Source organism: Pseudomonas sp. NBRC 111124, from assembly GCF_001320245.1.
In the GTDB taxonomy this organism is placed as follows: Bacteria; Pseudomonadota; Gammaproteobacteria; order Pseudomonadales; family Pseudomonadaceae; genus Aquipseudomonas.
The window spans coordinates 106,853-120,956 of sequence record NZ_BCBA01000016.1 but is presented as its reverse complement, the minus strand read 5'-3'; the positions used below and the strand labels follow the sequence as shown (position 1 = coordinate 120,956).

Below are 14,104 nucleotides of genomic sequence, written 5' to 3'. Positions count from 1 at the left end.
ATCAGGGGTATAAGGGTGATTGGTGTTCAGCAAAGGCCGGGTCTGTTATCATCCCCAGCCTTTGTTGATACCTGTTCGCATTATTTGCGCTGAAGCGGCCAATGCCATGATTAGACAACGCACCCTGAAGAATACCATCCGTGCCACGGGCGTCGGCCTGCACTCCGGGGAGAAGGTCTACCTGACCCTCAAGCCTGCGCCTGTCGACACCGGCATCGTCTTCCGTCGCGCCGACCTTGACCCTGTGGTCGAGATCCCGGCGCGTGCGGCCAACGTCGGTGAGACCACCATGTCCACCACGCTGGTCAACGGTGACGTCAAGGTCGATACGGTCGAGCACCTGCTCTCCGCCATGGCGGGCCTGGGCATCGATAACGCCTACGTCGAGCTCTCCGCCTCGGAAGTGCCGATCATGGATGGCAGCGCCGGTCCCTTCGTATTCCTGATTCAGTCTGCCGGCCTGGAAGAGCAGGACGCAGCCAAGAAGTTCATCCGCATCCTGCGCGAAGTGACAGTGGTGGAGGGCGACAAGAGCGCCACCTTCCTGCCATTCGACGGGTTCAAGGTGAGCTTCGAGATCGACTTCGATCACCCGGTCCTCAAGGGCCAGACCCAGAGTGCGGTCGTCGACTTCTCCAGCACCTCGTTCGTGAAGGAAGTCAGCCGCGCCCGTACTTTCGGCTTCATGCGTGACATCGAGTACCTGCGCAAGCACAACCTTGCGTTGGGTGGCAGTGTCGAGAACGCCATCGTGGTCGACGAGACTGGTGTGCTCAACGAAGACGGCCTTCGTTCCGATGACGAATTCGTCAAGCACAAGATCCTCGACGCCATTGGCGACCTTTACCTGCTGGGCAACAGCCTGATCGGCGAGTTCAAGGGCTACAAGTCCGGCCACGCGCTGAACAACCAGCTGCTGCGCAAGCTCATTGCTGAAACCGATGCCTGGGAAGTGGTCACTTTCGAAGATGCCAGCACGGCACCGATCTCGTACATGCGCCCTGTTGCGGCCGTGTAAGTTCGAACACTCTCTCTAGTGTGATTAAGGCCACCTTCGGGTGGCCTTCTTTATTTCAGGGCTTTTCTTTGCGTTGCGCGTGGCTTGCCAGGCGTTCCAGGGCGGCACGCAGCTTCGGGTCGGCGATGCCTTCAGCTGAGTCGCGGATGCTCTCGGCAGCATCGTTCGACAGCTCGGTCGTGTTGCCACCGCGCTTGGCCGGTACCAGCGGTGGCTGCACCTTGTAGAGGATGCGCTGCAGGTTGCCGAATGCTTCCAGGGCCTGGAGCTGGCGTTGCAGGCGCTTTTGCTGGTAGCGCAGGCGCGTGGCCCAGTGGCCGTCGGTCACCACCAGCAGCAACGTGCCATCGCGCCACGAGGCCACATGGCAATGCTCGCGAGCGGCCGGCTGCAGCTGGCTTTCCAGCAGGCGCTGCAGGTGCGCCAGGCGTTCGGCCTGGTTCAGCAGCAGGCGCAGTGGGCGGTTCTGACGCAGCAGGGTGGCGGGCGGCTGGGCGGGGGAAGGTTTGTAGGCCATGGCGGTATGCATGAGGTGGCAAGGTCGGCAGTCTAACACTTGCGCAACCTGCACTGACTGCTTCGTGGGACACGATACGAGTCGTTCTCGCTACGTTTCATCAACCTGCGGGTTGAACTCAGGGAAAATGCCCCTATCTTAGAAAAGCCCCCGCCTAAGCGCTGTGCCAGCATCGTGGCAATCGACCACTTTCCTCACCATCGTTTCCGGGTAGAATGCTCGTTCGCATGCGGCCTCAGGGCTGCACGGGCGACTCATGGGGCCGCCCTCCATCCCTACGTGTGGAAGATCCTGCCGATATGTTTGCGCCTTTGTTAAAAAAACTTTTTGGAAGCAAGAACGAGCGTGAAGTCAAACGCATGCTCAAGACGGTAGCTATCGTCAATGCCTTCGAAGAGAAGATGGTGGCCCTCTCCGATGAGCAACTGCGGGGCAAGACCGCAGAGTTCAAGGAGCGCCTGGCCAAAGGCGAGACGTTGGACCAGTTGCTGCCCGAAGCCTTCGCCGTGGCCCGCGAGGCCGGCAAGCGTGTCATGGGCATGCGCCACTTCGACGTGCAGCTGATCGGCGGCATGACCCTGCACGAGGGCATGATCGCAGAAATGCGTACCGGTGAAGGCAAGACCTTGGTCGGTACCCTGGCCGTCTACCTCAACGCACTGTCCGGCAAGGGCGTGCACGTGGTCACGGTGAACGACTACCTGGCCCGCCGCGACGCCAACTGGATGCGTCCGCTGTACGAATTCCTCGGTCTGTCCGTGGGCATCGTCTCGGCTTTCCAGCCGCCTGAGGAAAAGCGCGCCGCTTATGCAGCCGACATCACCTACGGCACCAACAACGAATTCGGTTTCGACTACCTGCGCGACAACATGGCGTTCAGCCAGGAAGAGAAGTTCCAGCGTGAACTGAACTTCGCCGTGATCGACGAAGTCGACTCGATCCTCATCGACGAAGCGCGTACCCCGTTGATCATCTCCGGCCAGGCCGAGGACAGCTCCAAGCTGTACATCGAGATCAACCGCCTGATCCCGCGTCTGACCCAGCACATCGAAGAAGTCGAAGGCCAGGTCACCCAGGAAGGCCACTTCACCATCGACGAGAAGAGCCGCCAGGTCGAACTCAACGAAGCCGGTCACCAGTTCATCGAAGAGATGCTGACCCAGGCTGGCCTGCTGGCCGAAGGCGAAAGCCTGTACTCGGCGCACAACCTGGGCCTGCTGACCCACGTCTACGCCGGCCTGCGTGCGCACAAGCTGTTCCACCGCAACATCGAGTACATCGTCCAGGACGGCCAGGTCCTGCTGATCGACGAGCATACCGGCCGTACCATGCCCGGCCGTCGCCTGTCCGAAGGCCTGCACCAGGCCATCGAGGCGAAAGAGAACCTGAACATCCAGGCTGAAAGCCAGACCCTGGCTTCGACCACCTTCCAGAACTACTTCCGCCTCTACACCAAGCTGTCCGGCATGACCGGTACCGCTGACACCGAAGCGTTCGAGTTCCAGTCGATCTACGCCCTCAACGTGATGGTCATTCCGCCGAACAAGCCACTCGCGCGCAAAGACTTCAACGACCTGGTGTACCTGACCGCCGACGAGAAATACGCCGCGATCATTGCCGACATCAAAGAGAGCATGACCCAGGGCCGCCCGATCCTGGTGGGTACCGCCACCATCGAAACCTCGGAGCACATGTCGAACCTGCTCAAGAAGGAAGGGATCGACCACAAGGTCCTGAACGCCAAGTACCACGAGAAGGAAGCCGAGATCATCGCGCAAGCCGGTGCCCCGGGTGCGCTGACCATCGCCACCAACATGGCCGGCCGTGGTACCGACATCCTGCTGGGCGGTAACTGGGAAGCCGAAGTGGCCGCCCTGGAAAACCCGACGCCCGAGCAGATCGCCCAGATCAAGGCCGACTGGCAGAAGCGTCACCAGCAGGTGATTCAAGCCGGTGGCCTGCACGTGATCGCCTCCGAGCGCCACGAATCGCGCCGTATCGACAACCAGCTGCGTGGCCGTTCCGGTCGTCAGGGCGACCCGGGTTCGAGCCGCTTCTACCTGTCGCTGGAAGACAGCCTGATGCGCATCTTCGCCTCTGACCGGGTGAAGAACTTCATGAAGGCACTGGGCATGCAGTCCGGCGAGGCCATCGAGCACCGCATGGTCACCAACGCCATCGAAAAAGCACAGCGCAAGGTCGAAGGCCGCAACTTCGACATTCGCAAACAGCTGCTCGAATACGATGACGTGGCCAACGAACAGCGCAAGGTGATCTACCACATGCGCAACAGCTTGCTGGCGGCCGAGAACATTGGCGATACCATCGTCGAGTTCCGCCAGGAAGTGCTGGACGCCACCATCAGCCAGCACATCCCGCCGCAGTCGCTGCCAGAGCAGTGGGACGTGGCCGGCCTCGAAGCTTCGTTGGCCAGCGACTTCGCCATGAAGCTGCCGATCCAGCAGTGGCTGGACGAGGACGATCACCTCTATGAGGAGACCCTGCGCGAGAAGCTGCTGAACGAAATCACCACCGCGTACACCGAGAAGGAAGACCAGGCCGGTATCGACGCCTTGCGTACCTTCGAGAAGCAGATCCTGCTGCGTGTGCTGGACGACCTGTGGAAAGACCACCTGTCGACCATGGACCACCTGCGTCACGGTATCCACCTGCGTGGTTACGCGCAGAAAAACCCGAAGCAGGAGTACAAGCGCGAGTCGTTCACCCTGTTCCAGGAGCTGCTCGAGTCGATCAAGCGCGACACCATCCGCGTGCTGTCGCACGTTCAGGTACGCCGCGAAGACCCGGCCGAAGAAGAAGCCCGCCTGCGCCGCGAAGCCGAAGAGCTTGCCAGCCGCATGCAGTTCCAGCATGCCGCCGCGCCGGGCCTCGAAAGCGAGGAGCTGAGCGAGGAGGGCGCCGAGGTGGCCGTGGCTGCTGCCCCGGTGCGCAACGACCTGAAGCTGGGCCGCAACGAGCCGTGCTGGTGTGGTTCGGGCAAGAAGTTCAAGCATTGCCATGGTCAGATCGAGTGACCTGACCTGATTGCTGTATCGTGACAACCTTGGGGGCCGCATTGCGGCCCCCTTTTTCCATATTCACCGTTTTTCTAGGAGCGCTCTAATGGCTGTTGGTCTTGGTCCTTTGCCCACCCTGCACCCGGTTCCGGGTTTTGAACTCGGTATTGCTTCTGCCGGCATCAAGCGTCCTGGGCGCAAGGATGTGGTGGTCATGCGCTGCGCTGAAGGCTCCAGCGTGGCTGGCGTGTTCACCCTCAATGCCTTCTGTGCAGCTCCGGTGATCCTGTCCAAGCAGCGGGTGCAGGGCACCGTGCGCTACCTGCTGACCAACACCGGTAATGCCAACGCCGGTACCGGCGCGCCAGGCCTGGCCGCCGCCGAACGTACCTGCGCCAAGCTGGCCGAACTGACCGGCGTGCCGGCCGAGTCGGTGCTGCCTTTCTCCACGGGTGTGATTGGCGAGCCACTGCCGGTCGAGAAGATCGAAGGCGCGCTGCAGGCCGCCCTGGACAACCTGTCGGAAAACCACTGGGCTGAAGCTGCCACCGGCATCATGACCACCGACACCCTGCCAAAAGGTGCCAGCCGCCAGTTCCAGCACGATGGCGTGACCGTCACCGTGACCGGCATCAGCAAAGGCGCCGGCATGATCCGCCCGAACATGGCCACCATGCTCGGCTACATCGCCACCGACGCCAAGGTCGCTCCGGCCGTGCTCAAGGACCTGATCCTCGACGGCGCCAACAAGTCGTTCAACCGCATCACCATCGACGGCGACACCTCGACCAACGACTGCTGCATGCTGATCGCCACCGGCAAGGCCAACCTGCCGGAAGTCACCGAAGCCAGCGGCGCGCTGTTCGAAGCGCTGAAGAAAGCCGTGTTTGAAGTGTGCATGGAAGTGGCACAGGCCATCGTTCGTGACGGCGAAGGCGCGACCAAGTTCGTCACCGTACAGGTCAACGGCGGTGGCAACCACCAAGAGTGCCTGGACGTTGGTTACGCCGTGGCCCACTCGCCGCTGATCAAGACCGCGCTGTTCGCCTCCGACCCGAACTGGGGCCGCATTCTGGCCGCCGTGGGCCGTGCCGGCGTGCCGGAGTTGGACGTGAGCCTGATCGACGTCTATCTGGGCGACGTGTGCATCGCCAGCCAAGGCGGCCGCAGCCCGAGCTACACCGAAGCGCAGGGTTCGGCCGTGATGGCCCAGGAAGAGATCACCATCCGTATCGAGCTTGGCCGTGGCCAGTGCAGCGAAACCATCTGGACCACCGACCTGTCCCACGAATACGTGAAGATCAACGCCGAATACCGCACCTGATGTAAATGGGGCCGCACAGCGGCCCCAAATTCCCCAAAGACATGGAGCCGAACCATGAGCTATCACCTGATCATCGGCGACAAATTGTATTCTTCCTGGTCGCTGCGTGGCGCCCTGGCCCTCGAACTGGCCGGCGTCGCTTATGAAGAAACGCTGATCAAACTGAACCAGCCTGACACCCGCAAGCGCATCCTCGAATTCTCCGCCACCGGCAAGGTGCCGCTGCTCAAGACCGAGCACGGGGTGATCGCCGACTCCCTGGCCATTGCCGAATACCTCAACGAGCGCCACCCCGAGGCCCAGCTGTGGCCGGCCGATGTGGCTGCCCGTGCCCAGGCCCGCTCGGCCTGCGCGCAGATGCACAGCGGCTTCTTCGCCCTGCGCGGGGCCATGCCGTTCGACCTGACCCGTGACCAGGCGCTGGAGAGCATCCCACTGGATGTGCAGGTGGACATCGACCGCATCGTCGCGCTGTGGTCCGAGTGCCGACTGGTCGCCAAGGACAACGGGCCGTTCCTGTTCGGCAAGCCGACCCTGGTCGATGCCTTCTTCGCCCCGGTGGCGGTGCGCCTGCGTACCTACCGTGTGGAAGTGCCCGCCGAGGCCGCTACCTATATCGAAACCATTTACCAGTGGCCGGCCTTCCAGGCCTGGCAGCAAGCTGGCCTGGCGGAGCGTGAAGGTTGAAACGGATTCATGTTGTAGCCGCGGTGATCCGGGGTAGTGACGGCCGCATTCTGATTGCGCGCCGCGCCGATACTCAGCACCAGGGCGGCCTGTGGGAATTCCCCGGCGGCAAGGTGGAAGAGGGTGAGGGCGTCGAAGCGGCGCTGGCCCGCGAACTGCGCGAAGAGCTGGGCATCGAAGTGACCCGTTCGCGGGCGCTGATCAAGGTCAGCCACGACTACCCGGACAAGCAGGTGCTGCTGGATGTTCGCGAGGTCGATGCCTTCACCGGCGAGCCCCATGGCGCCGAAGGCCAGCCACTGGCCTGGGTCGCACCACGGGACCTTGCCCAGTACGAGTTCCCTGAAGCCAACAAGCCGATTGTCGCCGCTGCGCGCCTGCCGGATCAGTACCTGATCACGCCGGATGGCCTGGAAGTGCCGCAAATGCTCAAGGGTATCCAGAAGGCCGTGGCCAATGGCATTCGCCTGATCCAGCTGCGCGCCCCGGACATGTACGACCCCAAGTACCGCGATGTGGCGGTGGACGCAGTCGGGCTGTGCGCCGGCAAGGCGCAGCTCATGCTCAAGGGGCCGCTTGAGTGGCTAGGCGACTTCCCGTCCGCCGGTTGGCACCTGACCGCCGCGCAGTTGCGCAAGTACGCGGCCAAAGGCCGCCCGTTCCCCAAAGAGCGCTGGTTGGCAGCGTCGTGTCACAGTGCCGAAGAGCTGGTACTGGCCGAGCAGATGGGCGTGGATTTCGTCACACTGTCGCCGGTACAGGCGACCCAGACCCATCCCGAGGCGGTGCCATTGGGGTGGGATGAGGCGCAGCGGCTGATTGCCGGGTTCAACCAGCCGGTTTACCTGCTGGGCGGAGTTGGGCCGGGTGAGCGAGAGAAGGCCTGGGAGGCCGGAGCCCAAGGTGTTGCCGGGATTCGCGCGTTCTGGCCTGAGGCCTGAGCATTCGGGCCGCTTTGCGGCCCATTCGCGACACAAGGCCGCTCCTACAAGGGATCGCGTTCTCCTGTAGTAGCGGCCTTGTGTCGCGAAAGGGCTGCAAAGCAGCCTCAGCACTATCAGCCCTGAGGCTTTTCTGCAGGCTGCCACAATACCTCGGCAATCCCTTGTCGTCTGGCAATGATCCGGGCTGCCACGAACAACAAGTCCGAAAGCCGGTTGATATACGCCAACCCCACCCCCTCCAACGGCTCCAGCGCATTCAGCTGCTGACACCGCCGCTCTGCACTACGCGCCAGGCTACGGCACACATGGGCCTGCGCCACCAGCGCCGAACCACTGGGTAGAATGAAATTCTTCAGCGGGCCCAGCTCGTCGTTCCACACATCAATTGCTGCCTCTAGCCGCTCAATTTCAGCCTGGTTCAAGGCCTGGTAGCTGGGCATCGCCAATTCGCCGCCAAGGTCGAAAAGGCGATGCTGGCAAGGCGCCAGAACGTCGCTCACCTCATCCAGCTTGTGATCAGCCAGCCCGGCCAGCAACAGCCCGAGCTGGCTGTTCAGGCTGTCCACCTCACCGATCGCTTCGACCCGCGGGTGGTCCTTCGGCACCCGCCGCCCATCGCCCAGGCCGGTTTCGCCCTTGTCGCCAGTGCGGGTGTAGATTTTGGACAGGCGATAGCCCATGTCATGCCTCCTTGTGGGTCGGCACCGCCGCTGGCGGCTGGCCGAGGGGCAGGCGCAGGGTGAAGCAGGTGCCCTGGCCGGGCGTGGACTGCACTTCCATCTGCCCCTTGTGGTTGTTGGTGATGATGAAGTATGAAACCGACAGCCCGAGCCCGGTGCCCTGGCCGATCTCCTTGGTGGTGAAGAACGGCTCGAAGGTGCGCTTGCGAACGGCTTCGGGCATGCCCACGCCATTGTCCTCGACCTGGATCTCGGCCCACGGCGGATTGAGCTTCGTGCGCAGGATGATGCGCCCGGGCTCGCTGGGCTGCGGCCGCTGATGGATGGCCTGTGCGGCGTTTTTCAGCAGGTTCAGCAGCACCTGCTCCAGTTCGTTGGCGGTGCAAGGCACCGGGCCCAGGTTGGGGTCGAACTGGCGGACGATGGCCTGCCCCTTGAAGTCGAAGCCGATGGTCAGGTCGAAGTCGTTGCTGGCGATTTCCACGGCCTGGTCGATCAGGGCCGGCAGTTCGCAAGGCGCCAGCTGGCGGTTGCTGCGGCGGCTGAAGCTGAGCATGTGGGTGACGATCTTGGCGGCGCGGGCACCGGCCTGCTGAATGCCGTCAAGCAGTTGCGGCACTTCGCGGTTTTCCAGGTAACGGTTGACGCTGGGCAGGTCGATGCCCAGTTCGCTGGCCTGTTCCTGGTTGCGCGGCAGCTCCGGCGACAGGCGCCGACGAATGTTCTGCACGTTGTGCAGGATCGCGCCCAACGGGTTGTTGATTTCGTGGGCCATGCCGGCAGCGAGGCCGCCGACCGAGAGCATCTTCTCTGATTGCACCATCATCTCTTCCAGCGACAGGCGCTCGGTGATGTCGTCAATACGGATGACCACGCCGCGGCCGCCGCCGCCCATCAGCGGGTAGAAGGTCAGGGCGTAATGGCGCAGGTCATCGCCCTTGGGCCAGGTGACCCGCTCGATCTTCGCTACCCGGTGCTTTTCGACGCTTTCCTTGAGCTGCGGCAGGAACGGCTTGAGCGGCTCGAAGGCGATGAAGATCGGTTGGTTCAGCGCTTCGTCCAGCGGCGTGCCGGAGAGCACCGTGGCTTCGTGGTTCCATTGGGTGACGTAGAGCTGCTCATCGAGGGCGATCAGAGCCGAGGGCATGGAATCGATGATGCTGTTGAGGTAGTTCTGGAAGCCGGTGAGCTTTTTCTCGATCTTGCTGCGTACCTGGACTTCCAGCTCCAGTTTGCGATTGGTGTGGCGGGTTTCTTCGGCCAGGCCCTGGGCCTGATCGTAGGCTGTCTGGAATTCGTCGCGGGTACGCTTGAGCTGCTGCTCGCGGGCCTCGATGCGCGAAAGCATGGTGTTGAAGGCTTCGGCGAGGCTGCCGATCTCGTCGTCGTTGCCGCGGGTGGCGCGCAAGGCATAGCTTTCTTCGCGGGTGACCTGACGGCTGAGCTGTTCGAGCTGGTTGATCGGCTGGGTGATCAGGCGCTTGATCTGCCGGGCGACGATCATCCACAGCAGGATGCTGAACACCAGGATGGCTAGGCTGGCGCTGAGCGTGCCGGTGTAGAACGCCGTAGGCAGTTCGCTGCTGGCTACCAGCAGCAGGTGCGCCGGCGGGCTGGCATCGCGCGGGATGCGGATCAGCTGGGTGCTGCGAAATTCCATCAGGCGCCAGCCGTCGATGTTGCGGTAGCGCTTGGGCAGGACCAGTGGCTCGCCGTGCTGCAACTGGGCCAGCATGTTGCCGTCGCCACCGTAGACGGCGGCAGCGCGTAGCGGCGTGTAGCTGTCCAATTCCTTGAGCAGAGCAGTGGCAGTCTCGGCGGAGTCGCCGGCACGGGCCGATAGCTGCGGGTTGGCCACCAGCTTGCCGATGGTCTGCAATGCCTGCGGCGCCATGCTCTCCTGGGTGATCCAGTAGGCGGCGCTGATGAAGGTCAGGTTGGCCACCAGCAAGATGGTCACCAGCAGTACCAGCAGGGCCGCCAGCAGTTTCTGCCCGACCGGGAGGTTTTCCAGGCGTTGGCGCAGGCTCATGGGCAAGGCAATGTCCGTATTGGGTTGAGGTCAGGCGCTGGGCAAGCCACGCGCTCGCAGGTTATCGACAAGGCGCTGGTGCAGGTGTTCCAGCCGTGGCAGCACCATGCCGTGGCGCTCTGCTGCCCGGCACGCGTGGCCAAGCAGGTAGTGCACCTCGGTACGCCGGCCAGCGCGCACGTCCTGATACATCGAAGAGTAGTTGGCGGCTGTGGCCAGGATCACCCGCTGCACTTCTTCGTCCAGGTCGGTTGCCGCTTCGGGCTGGCCGCAACGGCGCAGCAGTTCGGCAAGCTCCTTGCTTAGCGCCTCGACCTCGCCGAGGTGCCCGAGCAACCCGCCGTTCTGGCAGTCATGGAGCACGGTCAGCGGGTTGATGGCGCAGTTCAGCGCCAGCTTGCGCCACAGGCGGGTAAGGATGTCGACTGTCCACTCGCCCGGGATGCCGGCGTCGCTGAGGTCGGTGAACCATTCGGGGAGGGCGGGGTTGGCCGGGTCGCCCAGCCAGTTGAAACCATGGCCGGCGAAACGCACCCGCCAGTCGTCCTCGCGGAACGCGCCTTCGGTGCTGGAGGCGAAGATGCAGCGGGCGAGGGGGGCCTGGTCGGCGACTTCGTCCTGGCTGCCGAGGCCGTTCTGCAGCAGTACGATTTCTGCGCCTTCAGCCAGCCGCGGCAGCAGGCGGGCGATGGCAGGGGCGGCATCGTAGGCCTTGCAGGCCACCAGCAGGCGATGAATGGGCCCGCCGGTCTCGGCCGTTTCGGCCGGGATGGCGTAGACGCTGGCCTGGTCCTGTTTGACCAGGGTCAGGCCGCCGGCATGCTGGTAGGCCTGCAGGCGCTGCGCATCGCGCAGGATCAGGCGTACCGCCTTGCTGGCGCGTGCCAGGCGGCAGGCCCAGAGGCTGCCGAGGCTACCGGCGCCGAGAATATGCCAGGTGCTGCTCATCTGCGTTTCGCAACCCGTTATAATGAGCCCGCATTTTAACCTTCTAACACCGACGCGCTCCATGTTCAGACTGAGCGCGCTTTTATTTTATGGAGAATACCCATGCCTTCGTTCGACGTGGTATCGGAACTGGACAAGCACGAAGTGCAGAACGCAGTCGACAACGCCATCAAGGACCTCGACCGCCGCTATGACCTCAAGGGCAAGGGCAGCTTCGAGTTCAAGGACAAGGAGCAGACCGTGGTGCTGACCGCCGAAGAAGAGTTCCAGCTCGAAGCCATGCTGGAAATCCTGCGCCTGGCGCTGGTCAAGCGCAAGATCGATGTGAAGTGCCTGGAAACCAAGGACCCGTACGCCTCGGGCAAGGAAAAGAAACAGGAAGCCAAGTTCCGCGAAGGCATCGACAAGGACCTGGCCAAGAAGATCGTCGCCACCATCAAGGACGGCAAGCTCAAGGTCCAGGCCGCCATTCAGGGCGAGCAAGTGCGTGTCACCGGCAAGAAGCGCGACGACCTGCAGGAAGCCATTGCCCTGCTGCGCACCAAGGAATTCGACATGCCAGTCCAGTTCAACAACTTCCGCGACTGATCGCAGGGTTGCCCGGAACCTCGATGGCGCAATGATGTCCATGGGGGCCATGGCCGCTGGATGACCGGCGGCCTGCTTTACTGTGTACGTGCCGCACGGCATCAGGAGATGAATGCATGGATTTGAACGCTGAAGTCGATCAGCTGGTCCGCCAATCGCAGACCTGGATCCCGATGATCATGGCGTATGGCAGCCGTCTGCTGCTTGCGCTGGTGACCTTGGCCATCGGTTGGTGGATCACCAACAAGATCAGTGACCGGCTGGCCAAGCTTGTCGGCCTGCGGGTCGCGGACCCGGCGTTGCAGGGTTTCATTCGCACGTTGGCCAACATCGTCATGAAGGTGATGCTGGCGATCAGTGTGGCGTCGATGATCGGCATCGAGACCACCTCGTTCGTGGCAGCCATGGGTGGTGCGGTGCTGGCTGTCGGCCTGGCGTTGCAGGGCAGCCTGGCGAACTTCGCCGGTGGCGTGCTGATCCTGATGTTCCGCCCGTTCCGCATCGGCGACTGGATCGAAGCACAGGGTGTATCCGGTACCGTCGACAGCATTCAGATCTTCCACACCGTGCTACGCACAGGTGACAACAAGACTGTGATCATGCCGAACGGCAGCCTGTCCAACGGCATCATCACTAACACCAACCGCCAGCCGACGCGCAAGGTAGTGTTCGATGTGGGTGTGGACTACGAGGCCGACTTGCAGAAGGCACGTCAGGTGCTGCTGGAGCTGGCGCAGGACCCGCGCGTGCTGCCGGACCCGGCACCGCAGGCGGTAGTCTCGACCCTGGGTGACAGCTCGATCACGGTGTCGCTGCGCCTGTGGACCAAGACCGCCGACTACTGGGACGTGATGTTCATGCTCAACGAGCATGCCCGTGACCAGTTGAAGGCCGAAGGCATCGACATTCCGTTCCCGCAGCGGGTGATTCGTGTGGTGCAGGAGACTGCAGCGCAGTAAAGCCAGACCGGGGCCGCGAAAGCGGCCCCATTCTTTTTCAGCCCCTTACACTTGTTCACAGCAATTCCCCGCCATTTCTGGCATATAGCCTGACCCCTCCTGCCTGCACCTGATACGCCATCATGAAACCACTGCTCTACATCACTCCTCTTCGAGCCCTGCTGTTTGGCCTGACCTTGGCCCTGTTCGAGCTGCTCACTTACCTGGCCAGCGACGCCGTGATGCCGGCCATGCCGGTGGTGGTCGAGCACCTGAACGCCAACCCCGAATACATCCCCCACGCGCTCAACCTGTACCTGCTCGGTGGCGTGGTGCTGCAATGGCTGATTGGCCCGCTGGCCGATCGCTACGGCCGGCGCCCGCTGCTGTTGGCCGGCTGCGCGTTCTTCGGCGTCGCCTGCCTGGCCACCTACTGGGTGCAGGATATCGGCCTGTTCAACCTGCTGCGGCTGCTGCAGGGCATCGGCCTGGGCTTCGTGGTGACGGTCAGCTACCCGGCGCTGAACGAGTCGTTCAGCGAAGCGGACGCGGTGCGCATGATGGCGTTGCTGGCCAATATCGCCTTGCTATCGCCGCTGCTCGGGCCACTGGTCGGTACGCTGATGCTGCAGTGGCTGGACTGGCGCTGGTTGTTCGTGGCCTTTGCCATTGGCGCAGTGCTGTGCTGGCTGCTGCTGTATCGCCTGATGCCGGAAACCCTCGGCGTGGAACGCCGCGACGGCTCGCGCCTGGCATTCACACCGATCCACCTGCTGCCGCTGCTCGCCGGCTATGGCCAGCTGCTGGCCAACCGCAAGTTCGTCGCCGGCAGTGCCGCACTGGGCCTGGTGGGCCTACCGCTGATTGGCTGGATCGGCCTGTCGCCGGTGCTGCTTATCCACGATGAGGGGCTGAGCACGATGGAATATGCGCTGTGGCAGCTGCCCGTGTTCGGTGGCTTGATCCTGGGTAACCTGATCATCAACCGCATTGCCGATCGGTACCCGCTGCCGGCTTTGGTGCGTGGCGCGCTGGGGCCGTATCTGGCCGGGCTGTGCCTGATGGTGCTGGCGACTTGGATGTGGCCGACGGTGACCAGCGTGGTCGCCGGCATGTCGTTGTATGCCTTGGGGTTGGGTGTGGCCAATGCGGTGCTCTACCGCATGACGCTGTTCGCCAGCGAGCAGAGCAAAGGACTGGTATCGGCGATGCTGGGGATGATCACCATTGCCTTGCTGGGGCTCGGTGGCGCGGTAATGGCGATGATCGGGGCAGGTGCGAGCCTGTTGCACTTTGCCCTGGCTGCCGGTGTGGCAGGTGCCCTGGCGCTGTGGCCGCTCTGGTTCGTGGTAGGCGGACGGCCCGGGGAAGGGGCTGTGGCTCAATAATCATTGTTGCCTGTACCGGCCCT

Annotated in this window: 12 protein-coding genes; 8 read left to right on the top strand and 4 right to left on the bottom strand. The window is 63.1% G+C overall.

Features of this window, described 5'->3' with window-relative positions:
* Nucleotides 1-106 precede the first annotated feature (106 nt).
* Complete coding sequence (gene lpxC / locus APH28_RS08685; protein WP_060508542.1) at nt 107-1,018, top strand: UDP-3-O-acyl-N-acetylglucosamine deacetylase; 912 nt, start codon at nt 107-109, stop codon at nt 1,016-1,018.
* A gap of 55 nt (nt 1,019-1,073) precedes the next feature.
* Here the strand turns inward: lpxC and APH28_RS08680 are convergent, their stop codons facing one another.
* Entirely contained in the window at nt 1,074-1,535 is a 462-nt protein-coding gene (locus APH28_RS08680; protein ID WP_060508555.1) for a DUF721 domain-containing protein, read from the bottom strand.
* A 299-nt stretch (nt 1,536-1,834) separates the two neighbouring features.
* Between APH28_RS08680 and secA the strand changes: the two genes are divergently transcribed.
* The 4 genes from secA (at nt 1,835) to APH28_RS08660 (ending at nt 7,504) form a co-directional block, all read left to right on the top strand.
* Nucleotides 1,835-4,570 carry a preprotein translocase subunit SecA gene (secA, locus tag APH28_RS08675; RefSeq protein ID WP_060508541.1) on the top strand — a complete coding sequence of 912 codons (2,736 nt, stop codon included), beginning with the start codon at nt 1,835-1,837 and terminating at the stop codon, nt 4,568-4,570.
* 88 nt (nt 4,571-4,658) lie between these two features.
* Complete coding sequence (gene argJ / locus APH28_RS08670; protein WP_060508540.1) at nt 4,659-5,876, top strand: bifunctional glutamate N-acetyltransferase/amino-acid acetyltransferase ArgJ; 1,218 nt, start codon at nt 4,659-4,661, stop codon at nt 5,874-5,876.
* A 54-nt stretch (nt 5,877-5,930) separates the two neighbouring features.
* Nucleotides 5,931-6,563, top strand: a complete 633-nt coding sequence (locus APH28_RS08665; protein ID WP_060508539.1) for a glutathione S-transferase family protein — start codon at nt 5,931-5,933, stop codon at nt 6,561-6,563.
* Entirely contained in the window at nt 6,560-7,504 is a 945-nt protein-coding gene (locus APH28_RS08660; RefSeq protein WP_060508538.1) for a Nudix family hydrolase, read from the top strand. The genes APH28_RS08665 and APH28_RS08660 overlap by 4 nt, the downstream gene beginning before the upstream one ends.
* Nucleotides 7,505-7,620: 116 nt before the next feature.
* Here the strand turns inward: APH28_RS08660 and APH28_RS08655 are convergent, their stop codons facing one another.
* From APH28_RS08655 to APH28_RS08645, 3 genes are read right to left on the bottom strand one after another with little or no spacing between them, the layout of a single operon-like run.
* Nucleotides 7,621-8,187, bottom strand: coding sequence for a cob(I)yrinic acid a,c-diamide adenosyltransferase (locus tag APH28_RS08655; protein ID WP_060508537.1), 567 nt, complete (start codon nt 8,185-8,187; stop codon nt 7,621-7,623).
* Nucleotide 8,188: 1 nt separating this feature from the next.
* Nucleotides 8,189-10,219, bottom strand: coding sequence for an ATP-binding protein (locus APH28_RS08650; RefSeq protein WP_060508536.1), 2,031 nt, complete (start codon nt 10,217-10,219; stop codon nt 8,189-8,191).
* Nucleotides 10,220-10,249: 30 nt separating this feature from the next.
* Nucleotides 10,250-11,167 (bottom strand): putative 2-dehydropantoate 2-reductase, encoded by a 918-nt coding sequence (locus APH28_RS08645; RefSeq protein ID WP_060508535.1) that lies wholly within the window; start codon nt 11,165-11,167, stop codon nt 10,250-10,252.
* Between the two features lie 102 nt (nt 11,168-11,269).
* Between APH28_RS08645 and APH28_RS08640 the strand changes: the two genes are divergently transcribed.
* The 3 genes from APH28_RS08640 (at nt 11,270) to APH28_RS08630 (ending at nt 14,081) form a co-directional block, all read left to right on the top strand.
* Entirely contained in the window at nt 11,270-11,755 is a 486-nt protein-coding gene (locus APH28_RS08640) for a YajQ family cyclic di-GMP-binding protein (protein WP_060508534.1), read from the top strand.
* A gap of 116 nt (nt 11,756-11,871) precedes the next feature.
* Complete coding sequence (locus APH28_RS08635; RefSeq protein WP_060508533.1) at nt 11,872-12,714, top strand: mechanosensitive ion channel family protein; 843 nt, start codon at nt 11,872-11,874, stop codon at nt 12,712-12,714.
* 122 nt (nt 12,715-12,836) lie between these two features.
* Nucleotides 12,837-14,081, top strand: a complete 1,245-nt coding sequence (locus APH28_RS08630) for an MFS transporter (RefSeq protein WP_060508532.1) — start codon at nt 12,837-12,839, stop codon at nt 14,079-14,081.
* Nucleotides 14,082-14,104 lie beyond the last annotated feature (23 nt).